Consider the following 19,516-nt stretch of genomic DNA (forward strand, 5'->3'; position numbering starts at 1 on the left):
GGCGACAGATGTGTCGATTGACCCACCGCTATCGTCGGAACGCCGCCCGCAGCAAGCCGGCTCCTACAGTTGATTGGTGTCATGTCTAAGTAGCCTGCCCGCTTGAGCCTCGCTGTGGCTCGGCATGCCCTCGAGGGGCGCTCAGATCAAAAGCTGAAGGCGAGCTAACGCTCTACCTGATGAGTGGTGGAAATCAAAAGCATACGCGAATCCCTGTAGGAGCCGGCTTGCCGGCGAAAAGCGTCTGGACGACGCGTTCTTTCAGACACCCCGCGTTATCGTTGACGTCCATCGCCGGCAAGCCGGCTCCTACAAGGGATTGGTGTCATGTCTAAATAGCCTGTCCGCTTGAGCCTCGCTGTGGCTCGGCATGCCCTCGAGGGGGCGCTCAGATCAAAAGCTGAAGGCGAGCTAACGCTCTACCTGATGAGTGGTGAAAATCAAAAGCACACGCGAATCCCTGTAGGAGCCGGCTTGCTGGCGATAGCGTCCGTTCAGCCAATACATGCGTTGACTGACACATCGCCATCGCCAGCAAGCCGGCTCCTACAGTTGATTGGTGTAGCCAGTCCGTTTTAGGTGCCGCCCCGGCCATGGATCGGTGCGCAGCTCAAGGTCGATATCACCAGCGCTTTTAAGTTGCATCAACCTTCACGCTCTGTGATGGGGTGGAAAAAAACACGGGTTACAGTGGCCGTTGCAGCGGGAACTTCAGGCTGCCGGGCAGGTCAGTTGGAGCCCTGTATCGAGTGCTGTGGTCGGTTGTACGATCGTGCCACGAGAGATCAATCGAGTTCGCCCGCTGATGCCAACCAAACGTTTTCTGACAGGTTTCATTCTGGTGTTCTGCGCCAGCGCGTCGCTTTATTCGGTGGCGGCTGAGCGAAGAGCGACAGCGCAAAGCAACAGCGCATCAACCACCTTGATCGAAACGGCTTCGCGGCAGTATGAAAATGGCCAGTTGGACCAGGCTGCTGCCACGCTGGAGCGGGCCCTGCATATCCAGCCGAACAATCCCGCGACGCTGCATTACCTCGGTGTGTTGCGTCTTCAGCAGGGGCAGTACCAGCAGGCTGAAAACTTGGCGATGCGCTCTAACATTCGGGTGGGTCGTAACGTCGAGTTACGTAACCGCAACTTGCAATTGATACAGGCTGCGCAGCAGGCCCAGGCTTCCGGTATCCCACCCAGTGCCAACGCAGACAGGGTCGCCGTACTGAACAAACCGGAAGTGGAGACCCAAAGGCGCAGCGAAGAAGAAATCAGCATTGCTGAACAACCTGCTCAGAATGCTGGGCGCGACGCTGGCAGTTTCGCTCGCGCAGAGGCAGCGCCGGCATTGGACTCGCCTATGGTTGGCAGGCCGGGACCCGAAACAAACATGCAAATGGCTTCCACCGAGCCTGCGGGTACAAACGATGCGGTCGAGATTCCCCGGGGCCATTGGCCGCCGCCGGGCAAATGCCGAATCTGGTTCCCGGATCGCCCGCCGGGGCATCAGCCCGCACCCGGCAAATGCAAGAAGCTGCGACATCGGGTTCCGCCAGGGGCCTATTTGGTCCGCGGTTGAGCTTCTGGGCGTCTGTATATGGACTCATCAGGTTGAGGACAGGCGGGTGAGCCATTCACTCCATTTGCCATCACCGATGAAGGGCCAAAACCCTCAATCGCGAATCGCTGAATCCTGGCCGATGGCACGTTGAAAACGCTGCTACGAACAAACTGAAAATCTGCCTTTCCAGCGCTTGACCTTAAAGTTCAGTTTAACGTTAAGGTGATTTCAAGCCGGCCTCAGAAGCCTGCCCTGGCCGACGCCATCAAGCAGATGCAATCACCTGGAGAGAGACAGATTGAAACTCGCAAGCGCCGTTTTAACAGGATTGCTGTTCAACACGTTCGCCAACCATGCGTTGGCGGGGATGCCTGAAATGCCCAGCCCGACCGACACAGCCATGATCGATATCGCCGGTCACCAAGTGCCCGTCGTCAAGGGCGGTTTGTACGATCGCTTCCGCTCCAACCCTCCTTTGTCGGTGATCGCAGCAGAAGTACCGGGCGTTGATTTGAGCTGGTTCAAAGGGTTGGAGAAGAACAAGGTCGACATAGGCTTTGAATCGTTCTCGCCAAACTTTTACTACCAGAACAGTCGCGTAACGGCTGTTTATACGGCAGATCTGGACAAGCTCCGGGCACTGATGCCACCCGAAGTCCTGGCAACCGCCCAGCCTCTGCAAATCTGGCCTGGTCGAGGCCTGATTGCGTTTACCGCTTACACCTATGAGCACTGCGATAACGACGCCTATAACGAAGTCGCGGTGTCGATCATCACCAACAAACCGGGCAAAGCCAATCTGGGGCCGTTCACGCTGATTGGCCAGTCGATGTCTGGAGACTTCTGGGGTTATGTACTCAAGTTGCCGGTCAATACAGAGCTTGCGAGGGTTCGTGGTGTCGTCGGTTACAACCTGCCGAAATGGCTGACGGGGATTGACCGCAAAGAAGATGCCCAATCGGTGGTCTATGACATTACCGATAGCGAGACCGGCAAAGTGGACGTTTCCTTCAAAGCGCAGAAGCTCGACGACCTGTCCAGTGACGTCGATATCGTCACCAGCAGTTTCACCAATCTCGATCACCAAGGCCGGCTAGCCTATGGGTATGCTGTTTCCCGCCAGCTCAGCCACGGCTCCAGCACGAGCGCGGATTCGGCAACTCTCACGCTGGGCGACGGCAGCCTGTCGAACTACATCCGCTCCTTGAAGCTGGGGAAAATGATGAAGTACGAATACGTACCAGCGTTCCAAAGTGCGCTCTACGCGCCGAAGCCGTTAGCGGCACTGGCTGACACGCACTGATTTAACGAACAGGCAAATACCTGTCAGGCCTCAAAAGCCTGACAGGTGACGCTTTACTTGGACGATGCGGTATCACGGCCGCGCGGTGCTGCCGCCACACCTTCCTCGCGCAGGCGATGCAATAACAACTGCGTGTTGTCCACGCAACCCATGCCTTCCGGCTTGCTTTCAATGCCCTCGATAACCAGAAGAAGTTGCGCTTTATTCTGGGCCAGCCGTTGCTGCAGGACTTCGATTTCCTCAACCTTGCGTTTGAGCCCGCTGAGCAACTCTTCATGCTGCCAACCGTTCGCATTCATCGGCAGCAATTGTCGGATTTCTTCCAATGAAAAACCCGCCGCCTGAGCGCCCGTGATGATCTCCAGAACCCACTCCGTGTCCGGTGCGTAGTCCCGATACCCATTGGCTTTGCGCACGACAGATTTAATCAGGCCGCTCGCTTCGTAGAAACGAATACGTGAAGGCGCCAATCCGCTGATTTTCGCCAGTTCGCCTATTCTCATATTCCCCCCAGAAAACCATTGACCTTAAAGTTGACTTTAAACCTAAAGTGATTTGGTGGCCAAGCGGCGCGGATGTCATGCGTTGCTCAAACGCCATGGAATGCAGGGATAGGCGAAAGCCAGACCAGGACCCGTCTCAGAACCGCCTATGGGGTGGGCTGCACTTGTTCAACAAGGGGCACGATCAGTACACGATTCTGGTCATGGCCTCCATTTCATTCGGGAGATGCGAACATGGGTTATGTCACTACGCAGGACGGTGTTGAGATCTTTTATAAAGACTGGGGACCACGCGATGCCCCAGTGGTCTTTTTCCATCACGGATGGCCGCTCAGCGCGGACGACTGGGATGCGCAAATGCTATTTTTCCTGGCGAACGGCTACCGGGTGGTTGCACACGACCGACGCGGTCATGGGCGATCCAGCCAGGTCTGGGACGGGCACGACATGGATCATTATGCCGATGACGTCGCGGCCGTAGTCGACCATCTTGGCGTGCAGGGCGCAGCCCATGTGGGGCACTCCACCGGCGGTGGTGAAGTCATTCATTACATTGCTCGCCACGGCGAAGACCGAGTGTCCAAGGCCGCCATCATCAGCGCCGTGCCTCCGCTGATGGTGCAGACCCCGGCGAATCCAGGTGGCTTGCCGAAGTCGGTTTTCGATGACTTGCAGGCCCAGCTCAAAGCCAACCGTGCACAGTTCTACCACGACGTTCCAGCGGGACCTTTCTACGGTTACAACCGCCCGGGCGCCAAACCGTCTGAAGGCATCATCCTGAACTGGTGGCGCCAAGGCATGATGGGCTGTGCAAAGGCACATTACGACGGGATCGTAGCCTTTTCCCAGACCGACTTTACCGACGATCTGAAGAGCATCAAGATCCCCGTGCTGGTGATGCATGGTGATGATGATCAGATCGTGCCTTATGAAAACTCCGGGCCCTTGTCAGCCAGACTCTTGCAGAACAGCACGCTGAAAACCTACTCGGGCTACCCACACGGAATGCCTACAACGAACGCCGATACGATCAACGCCGATTTGCTCGCTTTCCTGCGAGGCTAGGCAACCGGAGGAGGGCGGGTGAAAATCCTGCCCTTATTTATGTATGGACTCGCCCCCCACTGTCTACCAGCTTTATCAAACACTGCTACCCGACCACAAGGCAAACCAATAGGAAATGTCGCCCAGGTTAACGAAATGGATCGTGACGCGCTCTTCAACGCTGAGTTCGTGATAAAACATGGCAACACCCTACCGAAGCGGTCAGGTGTTGCACTCAGTTTTTGCCGCTGCCAACCAATTAAAATCACCGGCCCAGCGCCGGCGTTGTCGTCACGCAGCGTACAGCTAGCCCGTCAGGCTCATTGGCCTGGCCGCTATTCACTGCGCAGAGCCGCCACCGGATGCAGGCGGGCCGCCCGCAGTGCCGGAGCCATGCCGGCGAGAATGCCGAGCACCGCCGCCAGCAGCAGCGCCAGTAGCAGAAACAGCGGCTGCAGCGCCAAGGGCAGGCTCGGCATGGCCAGGTGCAGTAGCCCGAGCAGGAGGCCCATCAACAGCAGACCAAGCAGACCACCGGCCAGGGACAGCAGTGTCGCTTCGGCGAGAAACAGCCCGAGCACCTGCCGCGGACTGGCACCAATCGCCCGCAACAGGCCGATTTCCGCCGTGCGCTCGCCCACAGTGGTCGTCATGATGGTGAGAATGCCGACGGCGCCGACCAACAGGGAAATGCCCCCCAAGGCACCGATGGCCAGGCTCAGGGCGCCGAGAACGCGGTTGAAGCTGCGCAGCATGTCGTCCTGGGTGCTCAGACTGAAGTCCTCCACGCCGTGCCGTTCGCCGAGCACCTGGCGAATCTGCCGACTCAACGCCCGCGAAGTGGTGCCGGCGCCGAACACCACATGGACTTTGACCACCCCGGTGCGGTTGAACAGGCTTTCGGCCCAATCCACCGGGATGTAGGCGATATCGTCGAGGTTGAAGCCGAGCAATTGGCCCTTTTCCGCCATCACGCCTATCACCCGGAAACGCACGCCCCCGACGCGGATCAGCTCGCCCAGCGGATTGCGTTCACCGAACAGCTCGACACGCAACTGATGGCCGAGCACCACATAGGGCGGCGAACGACCGTCACGGGCCACGGGCAGGAACTCGCCCAGGCTCAGTTGCATGCGCCAGGCCTGCGCCAGCTGATGGCCGCCACCGAGAATGTCGCTGCGCCGGCTCAGTTGACCGAACTGGATATCCCCGCTGCCCTGAATGATCGGCACCGCCGCCTCGACATGCGGCAAGCGCCGCAGGGCGTCGGTATCACTGATAGTCAGTGGCCGTACGCTGCCGAGCAGACCGCCGAGGCCGCTGGTCTGGGTCTTGCCCGGGCGCACAGTGATGATCCGCGTACCAAACTGCGAGAAGTTCTCCAGCACATAGCCGCGCACGCCTTCGCCTATGGCCGTGAGCAGCGTCACGGCGGCTATCCCGATCGCTACCCCGAGCAGGGTCAGCAGGCTGCGCAAGGGTCGACAGGTCAGCGCCGAGCTGGTCAGCCGGAAACCATCTTGCCAGCGCATCAGTGCGCTCCCGGCGGGCGTAGCGCCGCCACCGGCTCCAGCGCCGAGGCCCGAGCGGCCGGCAGCCAGGCGAACAGCAGCGCCGTGCCGAGTGCCAGCAGCACCGCGCTAGCCCGCGCCCACCAGGGTGCATAGAGCGGCAGATCGAACGCCAGGCGCCCCAGCCAGAGCAAGGTTTCGGCCAGAAGTAGCCCCGCCAGCGCCCCCGTCAGGGCGAGCAACGCCGCCTCGCCGAGGAACAGCAGGCGCAGCTGCGCCGCCGTCGCACCTATGGCTTTGAGCAGGCCGATCTCGGCGCTGCGCTGGCTCACCGCAATCCAGGTCACGTTCATGATCAGGATGCCTGCCACCAGCAGGCTGATCGCGGCAATCCCGGCGACCGCCAGGGTCAGCACCGCGAGTATGTCGTCGAAGGCGCTGAGCAGGCTGTCCTGGCTGATCAGGGTGATGTCTTCCTTACCCTCGTGGCGCTCCTTGAGCGCGGCGAGTATCAGCCGCTTGCTACGGTCGAGAAAGCTCGGACCACGCACCTCGACAAACACCCGCAACAACCCCTCGCGATTGAACAAGGCCTGGGCACTGGCCACCGGGATGATCAACATCTCGGCGAAATCCATCCCCAGGGATTCGCCCCGCTCACCGAGGATGCCGACCACCCGGAAGCGCCGGTCGCCGGCGCGCAACCATTCACCCAGGGCCGGGCGCGCACCGAATAGCTCGCGCCGGAGTTTGCCGCCGATCACGCAGACGGCCTCGGCCTGCTCAGGGTCCAGCGCCGGCAGGGGTTGGCCTTGGACGACCGTCAGTTGGCGAATGGCGAAGAAGTCCCGGGTGGTGCCCAGGGTCAGCACCTCACGATTGCGGTTGCCGACTATCACCTCCATCTGCCCGGCCTGCAGCGGCGCGACCCGGCGGATGCCCGGCAACTGGGTGATGGCCTGGACGTCCTGCAAGGTCAATTCGTGCGGCGTCAGGCCGGTGAGCGGCGGCATGCGCCCCGTGGTTTCCTTGCGGCCCGGGAAAACGATCAGGATGTCGCGCCCGAGCAGCGAGAACTCGTTCAGGACGAAGGCCCGCGCCCCCGCGCCGAGACCGGTGAGCAGATTGACCGCAACCACGCCGATAGAGATGGCCAGCAGCAGCATCAAGCTGCGCGAGCGATGCCCACGCAAGGCGCCGAGCCAGAAGCCCAGGGCATCGGCAGCGCGCATCAGGTCAGCGCCCGCTGCGGCGCAGCAGTGTGGATCCGCCCGTCACGCATGTGTAACTGGCGCTGCGCGCGGGCGCCCAGGCTGGCGTCGTGGGTCACCACTATCAGGGTCAGGCCCTCGCCGTTGAGCTCCTCCAGCAGGCTGAAGACCTCGGCGCCGGCCTGGCTATCGAGATTGCCGGTGGGCTCGTCGGCCAACAACAGCGCCGGTTGCATGACCATCGCCCGGGCGATGGCGACGCGCTGGCGCTGACCACCGGACAGCTCGGCAGGGCGGTGGGCAATGCGCTCGCCCAGCCCCAGGCGCGCCACCAATTGGCTGCTGCGCTTGTGCCGTTGCGCCGCGCCGATGCCAGCGAGGACCATCGGCAGCTCGATGTTTTCCAGCACCGTCAGCCGTGCGATCAGGTGGTAGGACTGGAACACGAAACCTATCAGTTGGCTGCGCAATTGGGCGCGCCGCGCCTCGCTCAGCGTCGCCGTGGCCTCGCCCTGCAGCCAGTATTCGCCGGCGCTCGGCGCATCGAGCAAACCGAGGATGTTCAGCAGGGTCGACTTGCCCGAGCCCGACGGGCCCATCACCGCCATGTAGTCACCGGCGGCGATGTCCAGATCCAGGCCGTCCAGCCCCATCACCTGCTGCTCGCCCAACTGGAAACTGCGGCTACCGCCGCGCAGACGGATCATTGCTCAGTCTCCGCCGCATCCACCGGGATCACCGCCACGTTGTCCTTGAGCCCTTCCTGCTCGAGGCTGGCGACTATACGCGCGTCCTCGTCCAGCCCTGCGAGCACCTCGGTCCAGCGCCAGTTGCTCAACCCGGTTTGCACCTCCACCTCGCGTAACACCCGGGTGGTCGGGTCATATCGCAGCACGTGCTGCCCCTCCAGCAGGGTCTCGGTGGGGATGCGCAAAGCACGTGCGCGCTGCTCCAAGAGGATCTCGACATCGGCGCTATAGCCGGTGAGCAGGACCAGATCGGCCGGCGGCTGGTCGAAGCGCACCTCGACATCGACGGTGCGCGCCTGCTTCTCCAGTTCACGCACATAGGGCGCGATGCGGCTGACGCGGCCGGCGAAATGCTGGCCACGGAAGGCATCCAGGCTGATCCGCACGGCGGTTCCGGGGCGAACCCGGGCAGCGTCCACCTCATCGATCGGCGCCTCGACATACAGGCAGCTGTCGTCGATCAGGTCGATCGCCGGCGGCGTGGGAATACCCGGCGGCGAAGGGGTGACGAACTCGCCGAGTTCGCCGTTGATTTCTGCGACTATGCCGGCGAATGGCGCACGCAGGGTCGTCTGCTCCAGCAGTGAACGCTGCAACTGCAGGCTGGCGTCGGCCTCGCGGATCAGCACGGCAGTGGCACTGCACATCAGCTTCGCCAGGTGAGCCTTGGTCTCGGCCTGATCGAGACGATCGGCGGCAACCAACTTGCGGTCGGCCAGAAGGCCCAGGCGATCTAGGTCGCGCCGGTCCAGATTAGCCTGCTGGCAGCGCTGTTCGCGGGCGTTGCGTTGGGCCTCCAGCCGCGCCTCGGCCTCCTGCAGCCGGGCCTGTTGCTCGTCCTGTCGCAGGCGCATGAGCACCTGACCCGGCTGAACCCGCTGGCCCTCGCCGATCAGCAACTCGGCAACCTGGCCGCCGACATTGAAGGACAGATGCGAGCGTCGACAGGACTTCAGCGTACCCGCGCGAGTGTTGGCCACCAGCGTCTCCACCGGCCCCCGCTCAACCTCTAGCAGCCTGACCGGCAACGGCTGTGGTCGACTCAACCAGCCGCCAAGCACCATCAGACAGGCCAGCATCGACGAGCCAATCAATAATTTGCGCATGGACTGCACCTCCTCCCACATGGCTTGAGCCTAGGTCAGGAAGGTAAAAGCTCAACGCGAAGCGCCATTTATCCGACGATTTTCAGACGAACGTCAGAAAAATGGCGAATGAGATTTATTTCTCTCGCAACTGCTATCCCCCAGCCATGCCAACTCACTAAAATTCCTTGCCGCGGCGACGCTACGACGTCGAAATATCCCCGGAAACTGTGCCACGCTTTGCTCATGCCCGAATGTCTTCAAGCAGCCCAGGCTGTCGGTCAGCATTGGCTCAAATTGGCCGATAGCTGCGTGTTGGACTCAAGGTCTCAAACTAGTGACGCAGGTCTAGGTAGACCGGGTAGGCGCGACTGATTTTCGTGCTCGAAGAAAAGCCCCCGCACTCGGCTCAAGTGTGGGGGCTTTCTGGTTGAGCGAAGGGGGATTTTCTCACTTCGGTTCGGGTCGTTACGGGTAACACTGTGGTTCAGTCCGGAGGGCGATCGGCCTCATCCACCGTCAGAGCGTTCCGAGGGGCAACTCCATCGCTACGAAAGTGCTCAACGCCAACATAATCAGCAACGCTATAAACATCAGGCTCAAATGAGCGACCTGCTTATAACGGGGTATCAGCCTATTCGTGATTCGAGCAATTGATTTAACAGTGGAAGACATCACCAATCCTCACTTTTGCGCAAAACACCCAATAGTTCCTGAAGGTGTACATCAGAATCACCGGCAGGATGAACAGCGTGCCAATCAAGGCGAACAGCTAACTGGTGGCCGGTGATGTCGCCGTCCACAGGCTGACGGATGGCGGGATGATGTCCGGCCAGCAAGGTCAGCAAGGCATCCGGCGCGGCCTTTGGGGCGGCCGGCGGGTTAGTAGTTGCCGAAGGGGCCGCCGGTGGTGGCGGACCGAAATCATCCAGCGGCATTGCGTTGGCGGTGGTCAGGGTAAGGCGCATCGGACAGCGCAGCCTTGACCCGAGCAGCAAGGCGACGGAGCGGCATGGTGGTGTCGCGCGTTTCATTTTTCACCCCTCCTGTCATGCCGAATCTGCCAAGCCCTGTCGTCTGCATGATGTCCGGGACGACAGCTATTGCGGGTACGAGGGGGCGGTGCAACTAATGAGCCATTTCAATAGAGCGAAAAAAGTTCAACTTAATTAATAAACTGCTTCCGGGCGTTTCGAGTTAGAGAAAAGGTGAGTGGGGAATAATCCTCAAATCAGGTGGTAAACGCCCGGAAGCGTGGGTGTAATTCCCCATTTATGGAGACCGTAGCGACCCTGTTTCACCGACCGCTTCTGGCCGATTTCTGCCTGTCCCCACAGTCACCTTTGAGTCGATCCAAATCATACAGCCGCCAATCATGCGCCCCGTGAAAAGCTTCGCTGGAAATCTTTTCTGATAGCGCTGAAGGGCGCACGTGTCAGTAAGGCACATGCACGGGCTTTCCCTTGTGGTTCTAACATGACGTCCGGACGACCAGCGTCATATTCGTCGAAGATCAGCGCCGTGGGGAAACCGGGGCCAGACCACCATTATCCTAAATCCCAATCTGGATGGCGGTGGGCTTGCTTGTTTTCGACGGTGGCCGCTATTTGTGGCGCACGCGGCGGTTAGCAGGTAGACAAAATGTGGCGAGGATAAGGCAGATTTAAGGGCATCCCCTGGCTCCTTCATCGCGCATCTGCGTTGAAATCCAGCACCCGCGTGGCACCGACAAAGTGACGCAATCTCGTGCCCAATGGATCAGCAACGGCTCTCAGCCTTAGGGGCAGGTAGCCAGAGGCCAACCGATGCGCGCTGCACGGAGGAGGCTGGCCTTAACAACCAAGCGGTGAAATGGGGCAATAACGAATATGTAGGCCCGGCCCAGACGGTTGTGGCACTGGACCACGGTTGAAAAAACGAGTTGGCGACGGCCTTCTGGCTCTGCCTCTCCAGAACACAGGATCGATATCCGGAAGTCGAGGTGCTTGTCGTCCTCTCCCAACACGATTTCAGTCTGGTTCGAGCTGTAGACCTTGAAGATTTGAATCCGATCAGCAAGCGTTGCCAAATGTCTGGCTGTCTTGATACCAAAACAGGCAACGATAGTGTCTCGGACTTTCATGAGCCATCCGATCCAGGATGGCTGGTGGGAAAGGATGAATCGAGCCAGCAAATCTGGATTGCTGGAGGTGCCCGCCGGGAGCCGAATCGCAAAAGCGTCCGCCAGGTTCATCGACTCGTAAAGGTGGGTGACGCCGGACCTCGAGGGTACTGGCACGGACATAATGAGTTCAAATTCTCGGGGCATCGGGGATCTCTCCTGAGTTCCAACTACCAATTAGATGACATGCCATGTCGCGTTTCTTGTTGCGATGGTTTGTCGTATAACGCTCCTTGTCGGATGCTGAGCCCGATCAACGCATCATAGAGCTCTTGCTGCCCAGCTGGCAAAACAGGAAGCAACGTCGCACGGCGCTTGCCGACATCAAACCAGGATTCAACCAACCATCCCACCAGATAGAGCGCCGAAAGGCATCCGCCAGCAGTTGCAACGTTCCCCTGACATACAAGAGGCTGGTCCACGGGTTCAAGTCCCAGAGCTTGCAAGCTCGATCGTGCATCCGGATGTGTAGTTGCTTGGCCGCTGAGCAGCCCAAGCCGTTCGAGAATGAACGCTCCGGCGCATATCGAACCGATTCGCTGGCGTCTGGAGTCAAGTTCAAACGACGGCAGGAAATCCGGGGCGGCAAGTGCAGCGGGTATCCCTTCCTTGCCGCTGACGAACAATACCGCGTCGGCACTATTGGCCTCGGAAAGCGGGCCGTGCACCGAAACAGGCAGGCCATGCGCCGATCGCACGATAGCGCTGGATCCCAATATCCGGACGTTCCAGTCCTCAGTGTTGCGACCCAAAATGTCCCACATCAGGAACAGGTCGATATCAGTGAATTGGTCGAAAGCAACCAGAACGATTTTCTTCAAGGCGAGCTCCATGAAAAGTGCTAGCGTGCAAAACGCAACGGCTATCTTTGCTGGTGTTCGCAGCGTATCAATCGGTTGCGCGCCATACACAGTCTGTATGGCGCTAAACATGGAGCGAAATAACGGGTGGGAAAATTAACTCGCAACCATTGGATCGCGGCTGGTTTTGAGGCCCTCGACCAAATAGGACATAGTGGTGTTTCGGCCGAGAGTCTATCGCGCCGATTGAATGTGACCCGCGGATCGTTCTACCACCATTTCCGTAATCGCGAAGACTTTGTCCGCGCCTTGCTGGCCGCTTGGGAAGAAGATTACACGGAGCGCATGCTCACTTATGCGGCGCAGGGTCGTAGCGCGGGCGAAATCTTGAAACGCTACTTGAGTATTGCCGCTGAGAAACAACCTGGGCGGGAAGTTTCCATCCGCGCCTGGTCGCTGCACGATCCGTTGGTAGGCGAGTTTCAGCAGCGTGTTGACACCAGACGACTGGACTTCGCGATACGGACGTGCCGCCGCGTGGTCCCTATGCCAGGCGAAGCAGAAGTGATTGGTCGGGTAGCCCATCTGTGCCTGATTGGTGGTCAACAGGCAGGGCTGCGGCGTGATGCCGCTCGCTTCAACAGTTTCCTGAGTCGAGCCTTTTCACTTTTCGAAGGGGCTCTTCCACCGTGGCACACGCGTCAGTAAGACGCGTGCACGGGCTTTCCCTTGTGGTTCTGACATGACGTCCGGACGACCCGCGTCATATTCGAAGATCAGCGCCGTGGGCCGGCAGTGCCCAGGCAAGATGCCGGCTTAGTTCTCCATCACCTCGTCCAGTGCCTGTTCGAGAGTGCTGACTGTGCGCTCGATATTTTGCAGCTTTTCGAGTCCGAACAGACCGATGCGGAAGGTCTGGAAGTCGGCCGGCTCGTCGCATTGCAACGGCACTCCGGCGGCGATCTGTAGGCCGTGGCTGGCAAATTTCTTGCCGTTCTTGATGTCGGCATCATCGGTGTAGCTCACCACGACGCCAGGGGCCTGAAAGCCGGCTGCGGCCACGCTTTTGATGCCTTTGCCGGTCAACATTGCGCGCACCCGATCGCCCAGCGCCTGTTGTTCGTCGCGGACCTTGTCGAAACCGTAGGCTTGCGTCTCTTTCATCACTTCGTTGAATCGCGCGAGGGAATCACTGGGCATGGTCGCATGGTAGGCATGTCCGCCCTGTTCGTAGGCCTGCATGATCTGAAGCCACTTTTTCAGGTCGCAGGCGAAGCTGCTGCTCTGCGTCTGCTCGATGCGTTCGAGGGCCAGGGAACTGAGCATCACCAGGGCGCAGCAAGGGGAGGCGCTCCAGCCTTTCTGCGGTGCGCTGATCAGCAGGTCGACGGCGCATTTGTGCATATCAACCCAAATCGTGCCTGAGGCGATGCAGTCCAGCACAAACAGGCCACCCACCGCATGCACGGCGTCGCCGACGGCCCGCAGGTACTCGTCGGGCAGGATAATCCCTGATGAGGTTTCAACGTGGGGGGCGAAGACAATCTGCGGCTTCTGCGCCGCAATGGCTGCCAGCACTTCGTCCAGAGGGGGTGGGGCGTACGCAGCCTGGCGATCCGCGTCGACCGGCCGGGCTTTCAGCACCGTGGTGGCCGCCGGAATGTTGCCCATCTCAAGGATCTGGCTCCAGCGATAACTGAACCAGCCGTTGCGTATCACCAGGCATTGCTGGCCGGTGGCAAACTGTCGCGCCACCGCTTCCATGCCGAATGTGCCGCTGCCCGGGACCACCGCAATAGCCTGGGCGTTGTAGACCTGTTTCAGGGTCTTGGAAATGTTCTTCATCACGCCTTGAAATGACTGCGACATGTGGTTGAGCGAGCGGTCGGTGTAGACCACTGAGTACTCGACCAGCCCCTCAGGATCGATACTGGGATATAGCTTTGACATGGAGTGACTCCTTTGGCAGAGATGTCAGTGGTATCGACCCTGCCTTAAGCTTTGGCAAATGACAAGATTGCTCGGGATGGAATGGCGACTTCTGTCGAGCGGCTGGCCTCATCAGGTCGATAACGACCAGTTACGAAGGGCAGCAGCCGACCCATTGCTGCCCTTCATGCAGGGCAGCAATGGGTCATCAGTTGAAAAAGTCGGATTTTCAGCCCGCCAGAACTCAGGCATGACTTCCACGCGTAGCGTGAGAACGATCAACCTCAATCAAAACTGCTTTGATGCGCTGGCAATGCGCTGGTACTTACGCAGCTGTCGGTTAATGTTGCGGATATCCAGAAAAAATATCTCTGCGCTACGCCAGAGCAGCATCCACGCGGTGACGGTAACGACTCCCACGGGGATGGTGCCTTCAATGCCCAGAGCCGTGCCTGCCAGCACCAAGGCTAGTGCCAAGCCCAGGAGTGTCAGCGCTACCAGCCGGTGGGTGCGAATATCCCCTCTGAGTTGTTCGCTCTTTTCCGCAAAGGTATTGCTGATGGCTTGCTGCAGGCGTTCTCGCTCATCTTCCGGGCAGCGAATGTGCAGACACAGTTCGGAGTGGTACCAGGCGCTATCTGACAGGTAGTCCACCAGCTCGGCGCTTAGCTTGGGGTTGTCCGGCGAGGCAAACGGATTGAGGTAATCGTGGGTAATCGTCAGATCGATTTTTTTTGTCATAACGAACCTTCACCTGATTGAGCTGTGGACTGAGATTTTAGTGTTCGAGGTAAAGCTAGTCGCAAGACAGCTGCTCTGCCTGATCGGCAGTTGCACGCGCTGTTGCAAAAGCGGATTTATCCGCGATGCGTTGGCTGAATGTGCGCCGCGACCGTCTGCATCAGCGCTGATTGTTATCACTCTCTCCGTGAGGGACATCAGGCAGCGGGCGGCGCATGCGCGGATAAGGGGTAGAGGCAGCTTTTGGCCGATTGCTGCCCTCCGCGACAGGCAGCAATCGACCCAAAGCAGACGTCGAGGTTGATAGTTTTATGCCGCTCAGAAAACGATTTCGCACCGTGCTTCAGCGGCCTGTACTCGTAGTGTCAGACCAGACTCGAAGCGCATGACAAGGTGATGATCTGATTGGATGGTATCCGTGAGGTAGAAGGATTGTGTCTCAGCATCGGACTTCACCGCTCCAATCGAATGAAGAACACTATCGTCACCGTCAACTGGGTTTTCATCCCGCCCACTCGCTGAAAAGTAGTTAACTTCATGGAAGCTGATAGTAATCTTGCGTGCTTCATCGATCGGCACCCAAGCTTCACTCCGTCGAGTAAAGCTAAGTACAACCGATCGATCCACGATGTCGTATTTGATGGTGCTGGATTGGTAGAAGTTGTGCAGATCGTATGCACGGTCGTGAATCTCAACCTCGATATGCCCGAACACGAAACCATGGAACTGCATGGGTTAGCCCTAATGATCTACCGGTAGGCGTGCATCGTACCGCATCGTCGCAATGGCCGATTACTGTCTATCGCCAAGGAATGCAATCTACAATCCAAAGCGGCATGCGTCCGCCAAAGGTATTTGGCCCGCGCTCACGTTAAATGTAAATAATGTGAGCCGAGAAGCAGGATAGCTGCGAGCCAGCGTCTTTAAAACGCGAATCGCTACAGTTTCAGAGTTGTGCGCCGATATGATCCGCGTACTTTCTCTCTCTTACTCAAGATCGAACCAATGAACGTGTGGCCCAGGATAAAAAACCTGACATTGTTGTTACTAGCGAGCTTGGCTCTCAATGCGTTAGCCCGCCTCTTAATGCCCGTTCCGTTCATCGTGACGCACTTTGACGCGAGCTCTTTGCTGGACTACAGGATGCTGCCGTTTCTGATGCGAGATATCCTTCTCGCTACCTTGGCCAGTTCGCAGATTCCTGCCTTGTTAATGCTGTTCAACTATCACCTTACGGCCTATGGCGCGTTGGTCATCAGCCTCCTGTTCTGCTTCCAACTGCCGCAGACCACTATCCTAGGCCAACTGCTAGTGCTGTCCTGGATATTGGGGGTAATCATGTGGCTCGTCTGGAATAAGCTGCGCGACCTCTATCGCTACTACCGCGTCAAATGATTCTTTGGCATGCACCAGCAATTTGCCAATTCAGCCAGAGCGTTTCAGGGACTCCGGATCGAATGACACATTTGCCATACTGCTAGCGTCAGGTACTGGTTGCCATTCGGCAATGGTGGAGTCAATTTCGCGCAGAGTCCATTGCTGGGGGCCAGACCAGGACAGTTCTATGTAGGGGCCTTCAAGTACTTCGTTGGCTATTAACATGTCAACTTCGTCGGTAGGTCCTGGAAACATGCCTCCGACAGCAATGGGCACGCGCTGACGCAAAAGGCTGTTGAGCATGCACAACAGCTCGGCACGTGATGTGTAATGCACTCTGTGCTCCCCGACTTCTGTGTAGGCAAATACCAGACTGCCCGTTACGGAGTCTACGGAGCTGATCAAAGTGAGATGCGTCGGTGGCCGGCCTAACCCCTTTGAACAACGTAGTTTGATAACTGCGCCCCTTTATGTATTTCGCTTTATGAAATCGGCGAGCTTCGCGGCTTCATTGCGTAATTCATCAAATCTTTCGTTTAGCTCAACATGGCTCGGCTTCCAGCAAAGGACGCCATTGTCATCGCTTTGACCAAGAATGAGATCATTGAATGAGCCCATTCCGCCATAGGCTGACTGTAGGTACTCAATTCCGGAGTAATCAGAACTCATCAAGCGTGCTTTTGCCTTACGCATCCACAGGCCCCAGTGAGTATGCCCATCGCTCTCAAGCATTGCTGCAAGTTGATCAAGAATGCAGATCAGCTCTTCGGTTTTCGGTCCCATTTTTTGACATCGTCCAAGGTGAAATACGGAATGGGAAGTGAGTCCCACTGCCGAGTATTTCTCGTCAGTCTCGCTGCGTAAGCTACTGTTTCGCCATCAGGTTGTCCACGTGCCGCTTCTGGCCGATTGCCGCCTTCCGTGAATGGCAGCAATCACCTGAGATCACGCTAGTGAGTCTTCAACCAAACACCCCCCCGCCGACATTCATCAAGCAAACTCACCGCCGCACTTCAGCCACCAACAACAACGACTGTGGCACAGGACTCTGCGGATGCTGAGGCTCCTGCAGGCCCGTCAGTTGAAAGCCGGCCATGTCCAGCGCATTGAGCCAGCTGGACAAGGTGCGGAAGTACCACGGCATGGGTTGCCATTGCCCCTTGAACCCGGTGAACGTTTCTTGCCGCCAGCCATCCTGATAGTCGCCGGCCGCTGCGCTCCACGGATGCAGCGTCTGGATCACCAGCGCGCCGCCGGGGGCGAGCAGGGCGTTCATGGCGGTGAGCAGGGGGATGATGTCCTGGTGCAGCAGGGCGAAGTTGGCGCAGATCAGGTCGTAGTCGCTGCCGATGTCCACTTTGGCTTGCGCCAACTGTTCATAGTTCGCCAGATGCACCGGCGAAGAACCTGCCGCCCGCGCCGCCTCGACCAGCGTCGCATCGCCATCCACACCGACCCCATTGATCGCCCGTTCAGCCAGCGCCCGCAACAGCCAGCCTTCGCCGCAGCCCAGGTCGAGCACACGTTCGGGCTGACGGCTTGCCACTGCCAGCAGGATCGCCTGGTCGGTGACCTTGAGGCGGCTTTCGATGGCGCCGGTGCGGATCGCGTCGATCCAGGATTGGGCGTTGTGCTGCCAGCTTTCGAGAAGGGTCGATTCGGGGGCGGGCATGTCGATGTCCGGAGTTGTGGGTTGGAGAGAAGGATAGGGCAAGTGCGCGTGCAGGGGACCCTGTCAGTGACGCTGCATTATTTTCTGCACTCTGCCAACACCACCTGGCAGGTGTCCGGCGCGCCACCGGAGCGTCCGGCGTAGCGAATGCAATTGTCCATGGATTTCTGGCGGGCCATGTCGAGGGTGGAACCCCAGGCCAGGCCACCCTCGCCGACAGTGGGCAACGCTTTGGCGTAGCAAGGTGAGCCTCCGTTTGAGGCCCAAGTGCGAGGCGTGGCAGGGTTGCGTGCGCAGCCCGCTGTCAGCGCCAGGTTGATGGCGAGCAGGGCGGGCAAGACCCATGTCCCGCATGGGCGCGCGGTTTTTCCGGTCATCCCGTGTTCCCTGTATAAAGAGGCGTGTTTGTATCCTGCAGTTTAGACGTTGTTGCGCCTGCCCTTTGCCCGGTTTGGCGCATTTGGGGGCAGTTGCCGGGAGGGCACTTTTGAACCCGTGCCTGTCCAGAAGAGTAGAAATTTTGGCGTCATGAAATATACGGTTACGCTGCCGATACGCCGCTTGCAAAGTCCCTGCCTTGATCTTTAATAGTTACTGATGGGGGACGCGTAATCCCATCAAATATGTCTTAAATATCAATGGTTAAGCGAAAGTATCAAGTCCCGCCCGGATCTTTCTCTGATTTCACGACAGATAGCTCAAAGGATGACGAAGAAATGAAAGAGAAGCTGGCGGCCGTTATCCGAAAACTGATTTCTCCTTCATTACGTTATGAAGTCAGGAACGCGGCAACCTGGCTGCGGGACATCCTGGGGCGTGCGTGTTTCTGGAAGTGGGAGATTGCCCGCTTCAAGCTGCAGAAGGACAGTCCTTACGAATTCCTCTACATCGGCAGGAAAAAACAGCGGGAAATGGCCAAGCTGCTCATCGGCGGGAAGTCCCAGGGGCCGCCCGATACGGTCGACGACGAATCGGCACCTGCTGCGTCGAATCATGTGGTGGTAGTCAGTGAAGCACCGTCCCCGGGGGCCTTGAATGTGCCCCTCTACCTGAGTGCCGTCGTACCGCTGGGGCGTCCCATCGAAGACATCACCGCCAAATACGATAGCGAGTTGCGCCGAAACATCCGCAAGAACCGACCGCGCTACCGGATGGTCCAGACACTGCTGGATGACGAAATCGAAAAGGCCGACAGGGAAATGCTTCGACCTTATGCCGAAGCACGGCAAGGCATCCACGCTGCGCAGTTTCCCTCTCAGGAAGTCTTGAGAATTGCCAAGACCGTCGGCCGGCTCGACCTGATCATGCTGGAAGACGAGGTGGTTGCCTGCCACCTGGGTTGCGTCGTCACTCGGGGCGGCAAGCGCTACTGGAGCACGCTGCGTTTCGGATACATCGAGGCAATTTTTTCAGATGCGAAAAAACTGCGTGAGGTCAACTCGATTACCACCTTCATGGCGCTTGAGTGGGCTATCGACAATGGCTTCGATTATTACGACATCGGTCTTTGCGTGGCCCGCCCGGATGATGGGCTGCTGAAATGGAAAAGACGGCGCGGCGGTGATATCGATTCCTTGGGAAACCACGCGTACATGTTCGTCCGGCTGCCCAAGACCGGGAGAGCCAGATTCCTCTGGGACACGCCGCTGTTTGCTGTCGAAGGCAAGGAAATAACCTTGCACCTTGGCTTGCCGGACGGGCCAAGCGATGAGGAAGTCGCCAGCCGTTATCACGAAATGGTGTTTGGCGGGCTGCACAAAATTTATCTGTATTGCGCCAAGAGCTCGGGCGAACAGTTTCTCGACACCTTGCGCAGTCGCTATGCCAATTTGCAGACACCACCCGTCATGGAACGGATTCCATCCAGCTGAGCCATTT

The 19,516-nt window shown here is 58.6% G+C and carries 19 protein-coding genes and 1 pseudogene; 6 read left to right on the plus strand and 14 right to left on the minus strand.

Annotated elements, in window-relative coordinates; all coding sequences use genetic code 11:
* Positions 1–805 precede the first annotated feature (805 nt).
* Both KGB25_RS26355 and KGB25_RS26360 read left to right on the plus strand, forming a co-directional pair.
* Positions 806–1,570 carry a tetratricopeptide repeat protein gene (locus KGB25_RS26355; protein WP_223437296.1) on the plus strand — a complete coding sequence of 255 codons (765 nt, stop codon included), beginning with the start codon at positions 806–808 and terminating at the stop codon, positions 1,568–1,570.
* Between the two features lie 280 nt (positions 1,571–1,850).
* Positions 1,851–2,855, plus strand: a complete 1,005-nt coding sequence (locus KGB25_RS26360) for an acetoacetate decarboxylase (ADC) (RefSeq protein WP_223437297.1) — start codon at positions 1,851–1,853, stop codon at positions 2,853–2,855.
* 53 nt (positions 2,856–2,908) lie between these two features.
* Here the strand turns inward: KGB25_RS26360 and KGB25_RS26365 are convergent, their stop codons facing one another.
* The gene (locus KGB25_RS26365) at positions 2,909–3,358 is read right to left on the minus strand and encodes a MerR family transcriptional regulator (RefSeq protein WP_008029448.1); all 450 of its coding nucleotides are present in this window, start codon (positions 3,356–3,358) and stop codon (positions 2,909–2,911) included.
* A 234-nt stretch (positions 3,359–3,592) separates the two neighbouring features.
* Between KGB25_RS26365 and KGB25_RS26370 the strand changes: the two genes are divergently transcribed.
* The gene (locus tag KGB25_RS26370; protein ID WP_008029447.1) at positions 3,593–4,423 is read left to right on the plus strand and encodes an alpha/beta fold hydrolase; all 831 of its coding nucleotides are present in this window, start codon (positions 3,593–3,595) and stop codon (positions 4,421–4,423) included.
* Positions 4,424–4,737: 314 nt separating this feature from the next.
* On the opposite strand, the gene KGB25_RS26375 is transcribed toward KGB25_RS26370, so the two are convergent.
* The 7 genes and pseudogenes from KGB25_RS26375 to KGB25_RS26405 all read right to left on the minus strand — a co-directional run bounded on the left by KGB25_RS26375 (position 4,738) and on the right by KGB25_RS26405 (position 11,940).
* The gene (locus KGB25_RS26375) at positions 4,738–5,934 is read right to left on the minus strand and encodes an ABC transporter permease (protein WP_223437298.1); all 1,197 of its coding nucleotides are present in this window, start codon (positions 5,932–5,934) and stop codon (positions 4,738–4,740) included.
* Positions 5,934–7,145 (minus strand): ABC transporter permease, encoded by a 1,212-nt coding sequence (locus KGB25_RS26380; protein ID WP_226299911.1) that lies wholly within the window; start codon positions 7,143–7,145, stop codon positions 5,934–5,936. The genes KGB25_RS26375 and KGB25_RS26380 overlap by 1 nt, the downstream gene beginning before the upstream one ends.
* The gene (locus tag KGB25_RS26385; RefSeq protein WP_008033381.1) at positions 7,145–7,831 is read right to left on the minus strand and encodes an ABC transporter ATP-binding protein; all 687 of its coding nucleotides are present in this window, start codon (positions 7,829–7,831) and stop codon (positions 7,145–7,147) included. Before KGB25_RS26385 ends, KGB25_RS26380 begins: the two co-directional genes overlap by 1 nt.
* Positions 7,828–8,979, minus strand: coding sequence for an efflux RND transporter periplasmic adaptor subunit (locus KGB25_RS26390; RefSeq protein WP_177318176.1), 1,152 nt, complete (start codon positions 8,977–8,979; stop codon positions 7,828–7,830). The genes KGB25_RS26385 and KGB25_RS26390 overlap by 4 nt, the downstream gene beginning before the upstream one ends.
* Before the next feature lie 637 nt (positions 8,980–9,616).
* Positions 9,617–9,793 (minus strand): annotated as a pseudogene (locus tag KGB25_RS26395) (ubiquinol oxidase subunit II); the annotation flags it as partial.
* A 942-nt stretch (positions 9,794–10,735) separates the two neighbouring features.
* Positions 10,736–11,266, minus strand: a complete 531-nt coding sequence (locus KGB25_RS26400) for a DUF2867 domain-containing protein (RefSeq protein WP_223437300.1) — start codon at positions 11,264–11,266, stop codon at positions 10,736–10,738.
* A 23-nt stretch (positions 11,267–11,289) separates the two neighbouring features.
* The gene (locus KGB25_RS26405; RefSeq protein WP_207285884.1) at positions 11,290–11,940 is read right to left on the minus strand and encodes a DJ-1/PfpI family protein; all 651 of its coding nucleotides are present in this window, start codon (positions 11,938–11,940) and stop codon (positions 11,290–11,292) included.
* A 126-nt stretch (positions 11,941–12,066) separates the two neighbouring features.
* Between KGB25_RS26405 and KGB25_RS26410 the strand changes: the two genes are divergently transcribed.
* Positions 12,067–12,627: a TetR/AcrR family transcriptional regulator gene (locus tag KGB25_RS26410; protein WP_223437302.1), complete on the plus strand. Its 561-nt coding sequence runs from the start codon at positions 12,067–12,069 to the stop codon at positions 12,625–12,627.
* Positions 12,628–12,735: 108 nt separating this feature from the next.
* On the opposite strand, the gene KGB25_RS26415 is transcribed toward KGB25_RS26410, so the two are convergent.
* The 3 genes from KGB25_RS26415 to KGB25_RS26425 all read right to left on the minus strand — a co-directional run bounded on the left by KGB25_RS26415 (position 12,736) and on the right by KGB25_RS26425 (position 15,321).
* The gene (locus tag KGB25_RS26415; protein WP_223437304.1) at positions 12,736–13,869 is read right to left on the minus strand and encodes an aminotransferase class V-fold PLP-dependent enzyme; all 1,134 of its coding nucleotides are present in this window, start codon (positions 13,867–13,869) and stop codon (positions 12,736–12,738) included.
* Positions 13,870–14,136: 267 nt separating this feature from the next.
* On the minus strand, positions 14,137–14,589 hold the full coding sequence (locus KGB25_RS26420; RefSeq protein WP_223437306.1) for a hypothetical protein: 453 nt from the start codon (positions 14,587–14,589) through the stop codon (positions 14,137–14,139).
* 318 nt (positions 14,590–14,907) lie between these two features.
* On the minus strand, positions 14,908–15,321 hold the full coding sequence (locus KGB25_RS26425; RefSeq protein WP_223437307.1) for a hypothetical protein: 414 nt from the start codon (positions 15,319–15,321) through the stop codon (positions 14,908–14,910).
* A 273-nt stretch (positions 15,322–15,594) separates the two neighbouring features.
* On the opposite strand from KGB25_RS26425, the gene KGB25_RS26430 reads away from it, so the two are divergent.
* The gene (locus tag KGB25_RS26430; RefSeq protein WP_223437309.1) at positions 15,595–15,984 is read left to right on the plus strand and encodes a hypothetical protein; all 390 of its coding nucleotides are present in this window, start codon (positions 15,595–15,597) and stop codon (positions 15,982–15,984) included.
* Positions 15,985–16,434: 450 nt separating this feature from the next.
* Here the strand turns inward: KGB25_RS26430 and KGB25_RS26435 are convergent, their stop codons facing one another.
* The 3 genes from KGB25_RS26435 to KGB25_RS26445 form a co-directional block, all read right to left on the minus strand.
* The gene (locus KGB25_RS26435) at positions 16,435–16,749 is read right to left on the minus strand and encodes a DUF6966 domain-containing protein (RefSeq protein ID WP_223437311.1); all 315 of its coding nucleotides are present in this window, start codon (positions 16,747–16,749) and stop codon (positions 16,435–16,437) included.
* A gap of 217 nt (positions 16,750–16,966) precedes the next feature.
* A complete protein-coding gene (locus KGB25_RS26440) occupies positions 16,967–17,638 on the minus strand; it encodes a class I SAM-dependent methyltransferase (protein WP_223437313.1) in 672 nt (223 codons plus the stop codon).
* Between the two features lie 77 nt (positions 17,639–17,715).
* Positions 17,716–18,015, minus strand: coding sequence for a hypothetical protein (locus KGB25_RS26445; RefSeq protein ID WP_223437315.1), 300 nt, complete (start codon positions 18,013–18,015; stop codon positions 17,716–17,718).
* Positions 18,016–18,354: 339 nt separating this feature from the next.
* Between KGB25_RS26445 and KGB25_RS26450 the strand changes: the two genes are divergently transcribed.
* Entirely contained in the window at positions 18,355–19,509 is a 1,155-nt protein-coding gene (locus KGB25_RS26450; protein WP_223437317.1) for a GNAT family N-acetyltransferase, read from the plus strand.
* Positions 19,510–19,516 lie beyond the last annotated feature (7 nt).

Origin of the sequence: Pseudomonas sp. BF-RE-21 (assembly GCF_019947305.1) — a bacterium.
GTDB classification, from domain to species: Bacteria; Pseudomonadota; Gammaproteobacteria; order Pseudomonadales; family Pseudomonadaceae; genus Aquipseudomonas; species Aquipseudomonas migulae.

Coding starts and splice junctions, on each gene's coding strand:
- KGB25_RS26445 (WP_223437315.1), bottom strand. CDS start 18,015: ATGACCGGAAAAACCGCGCGCCCATGCGGGACATGGGTCTTGCCCGCC.
- KGB25_RS26450 (WP_223437317.1), top strand. CDS start 18,355: ATGAAAGAGAAGCTGGCGGCCGTTATCCGAAAACTGATTTCTCCTTCA.
- KGB25_RS26420 (WP_223437306.1), bottom strand. CDS start 14,589: ATGACAAAAAAAATCGATCTGACGATTACCCACGATTACCTCAATCCG.
- KGB25_RS26380 (WP_226299911.1), bottom strand. CDS start 7,145: ATGCGCGCTGCCGATGCCCTGGGCTTCTGGCTCGGCGCCTTGCGTGGG.
- KGB25_RS26425 (WP_223437307.1), bottom strand. CDS start 15,321: ATGCAGTTCCATGGTTTCGTGTTCGGGCATATCGAGGTTGAGATTCAC.
- KGB25_RS26430 (WP_223437309.1), top strand. CDS start 15,595: ATGAACGTGTGGCCCAGGATAAAAAACCTGACATTGTTGTTACTAGCG.
- KGB25_RS26385 (WP_008033381.1), bottom strand. CDS start 7,831: ATGATCCGTCTGCGCGGCGGTAGCCGCAGTTTCCAGTTGGGCGAGCAG.
- KGB25_RS26375 (WP_223437298.1), bottom strand. CDS start 5,934: ATGCGCTGGCAAGATGGTTTCCGGCTGACCAGCTCGGCGCTGACCTGT.
- KGB25_RS26435 (WP_223437311.1), bottom strand. CDS start 16,749: ATGGGACCGAAAACCGAAGAGCTGATCTGCATTCTTGATCAACTTGCA.
- KGB25_RS26370 (WP_008029447.1), top strand. CDS start 3,593: ATGGGTTATGTCACTACGCAGGACGGTGTTGAGATCTTTTATAAAGAC.
- KGB25_RS26365 (WP_008029448.1), bottom strand. CDS start 3,358: ATGAGAATAGGCGAACTGGCGAAAATCAGCGGATTGGCGCCTTCACGT.
- KGB25_RS26400 (WP_223437300.1), bottom strand. CDS start 11,266: ATGCCCCGAGAATTTGAACTCATTATGTCCGTGCCAGTACCCTCGAGG.
- KGB25_RS26440 (WP_223437313.1), bottom strand. CDS start 17,638: ATGCCCGCCCCCGAATCGACCCTTCTCGAAAGCTGGCAGCACAACGCC.
- KGB25_RS26390 (WP_177318176.1), bottom strand. CDS start 8,979: ATGCGCAAATTATTGATTGGCTCGTCGATGCTGGCCTGTCTGATGGTG.
- KGB25_RS26415 (WP_223437304.1), bottom strand. CDS start 13,869: ATGTCAAAGCTATATCCCAGTATCGATCCTGAGGGGCTGGTCGAGTAC.
- KGB25_RS26355 (WP_223437296.1), top strand. CDS start 806: ATGCCAACCAAACGTTTTCTGACAGGTTTCATTCTGGTGTTCTGCGCC.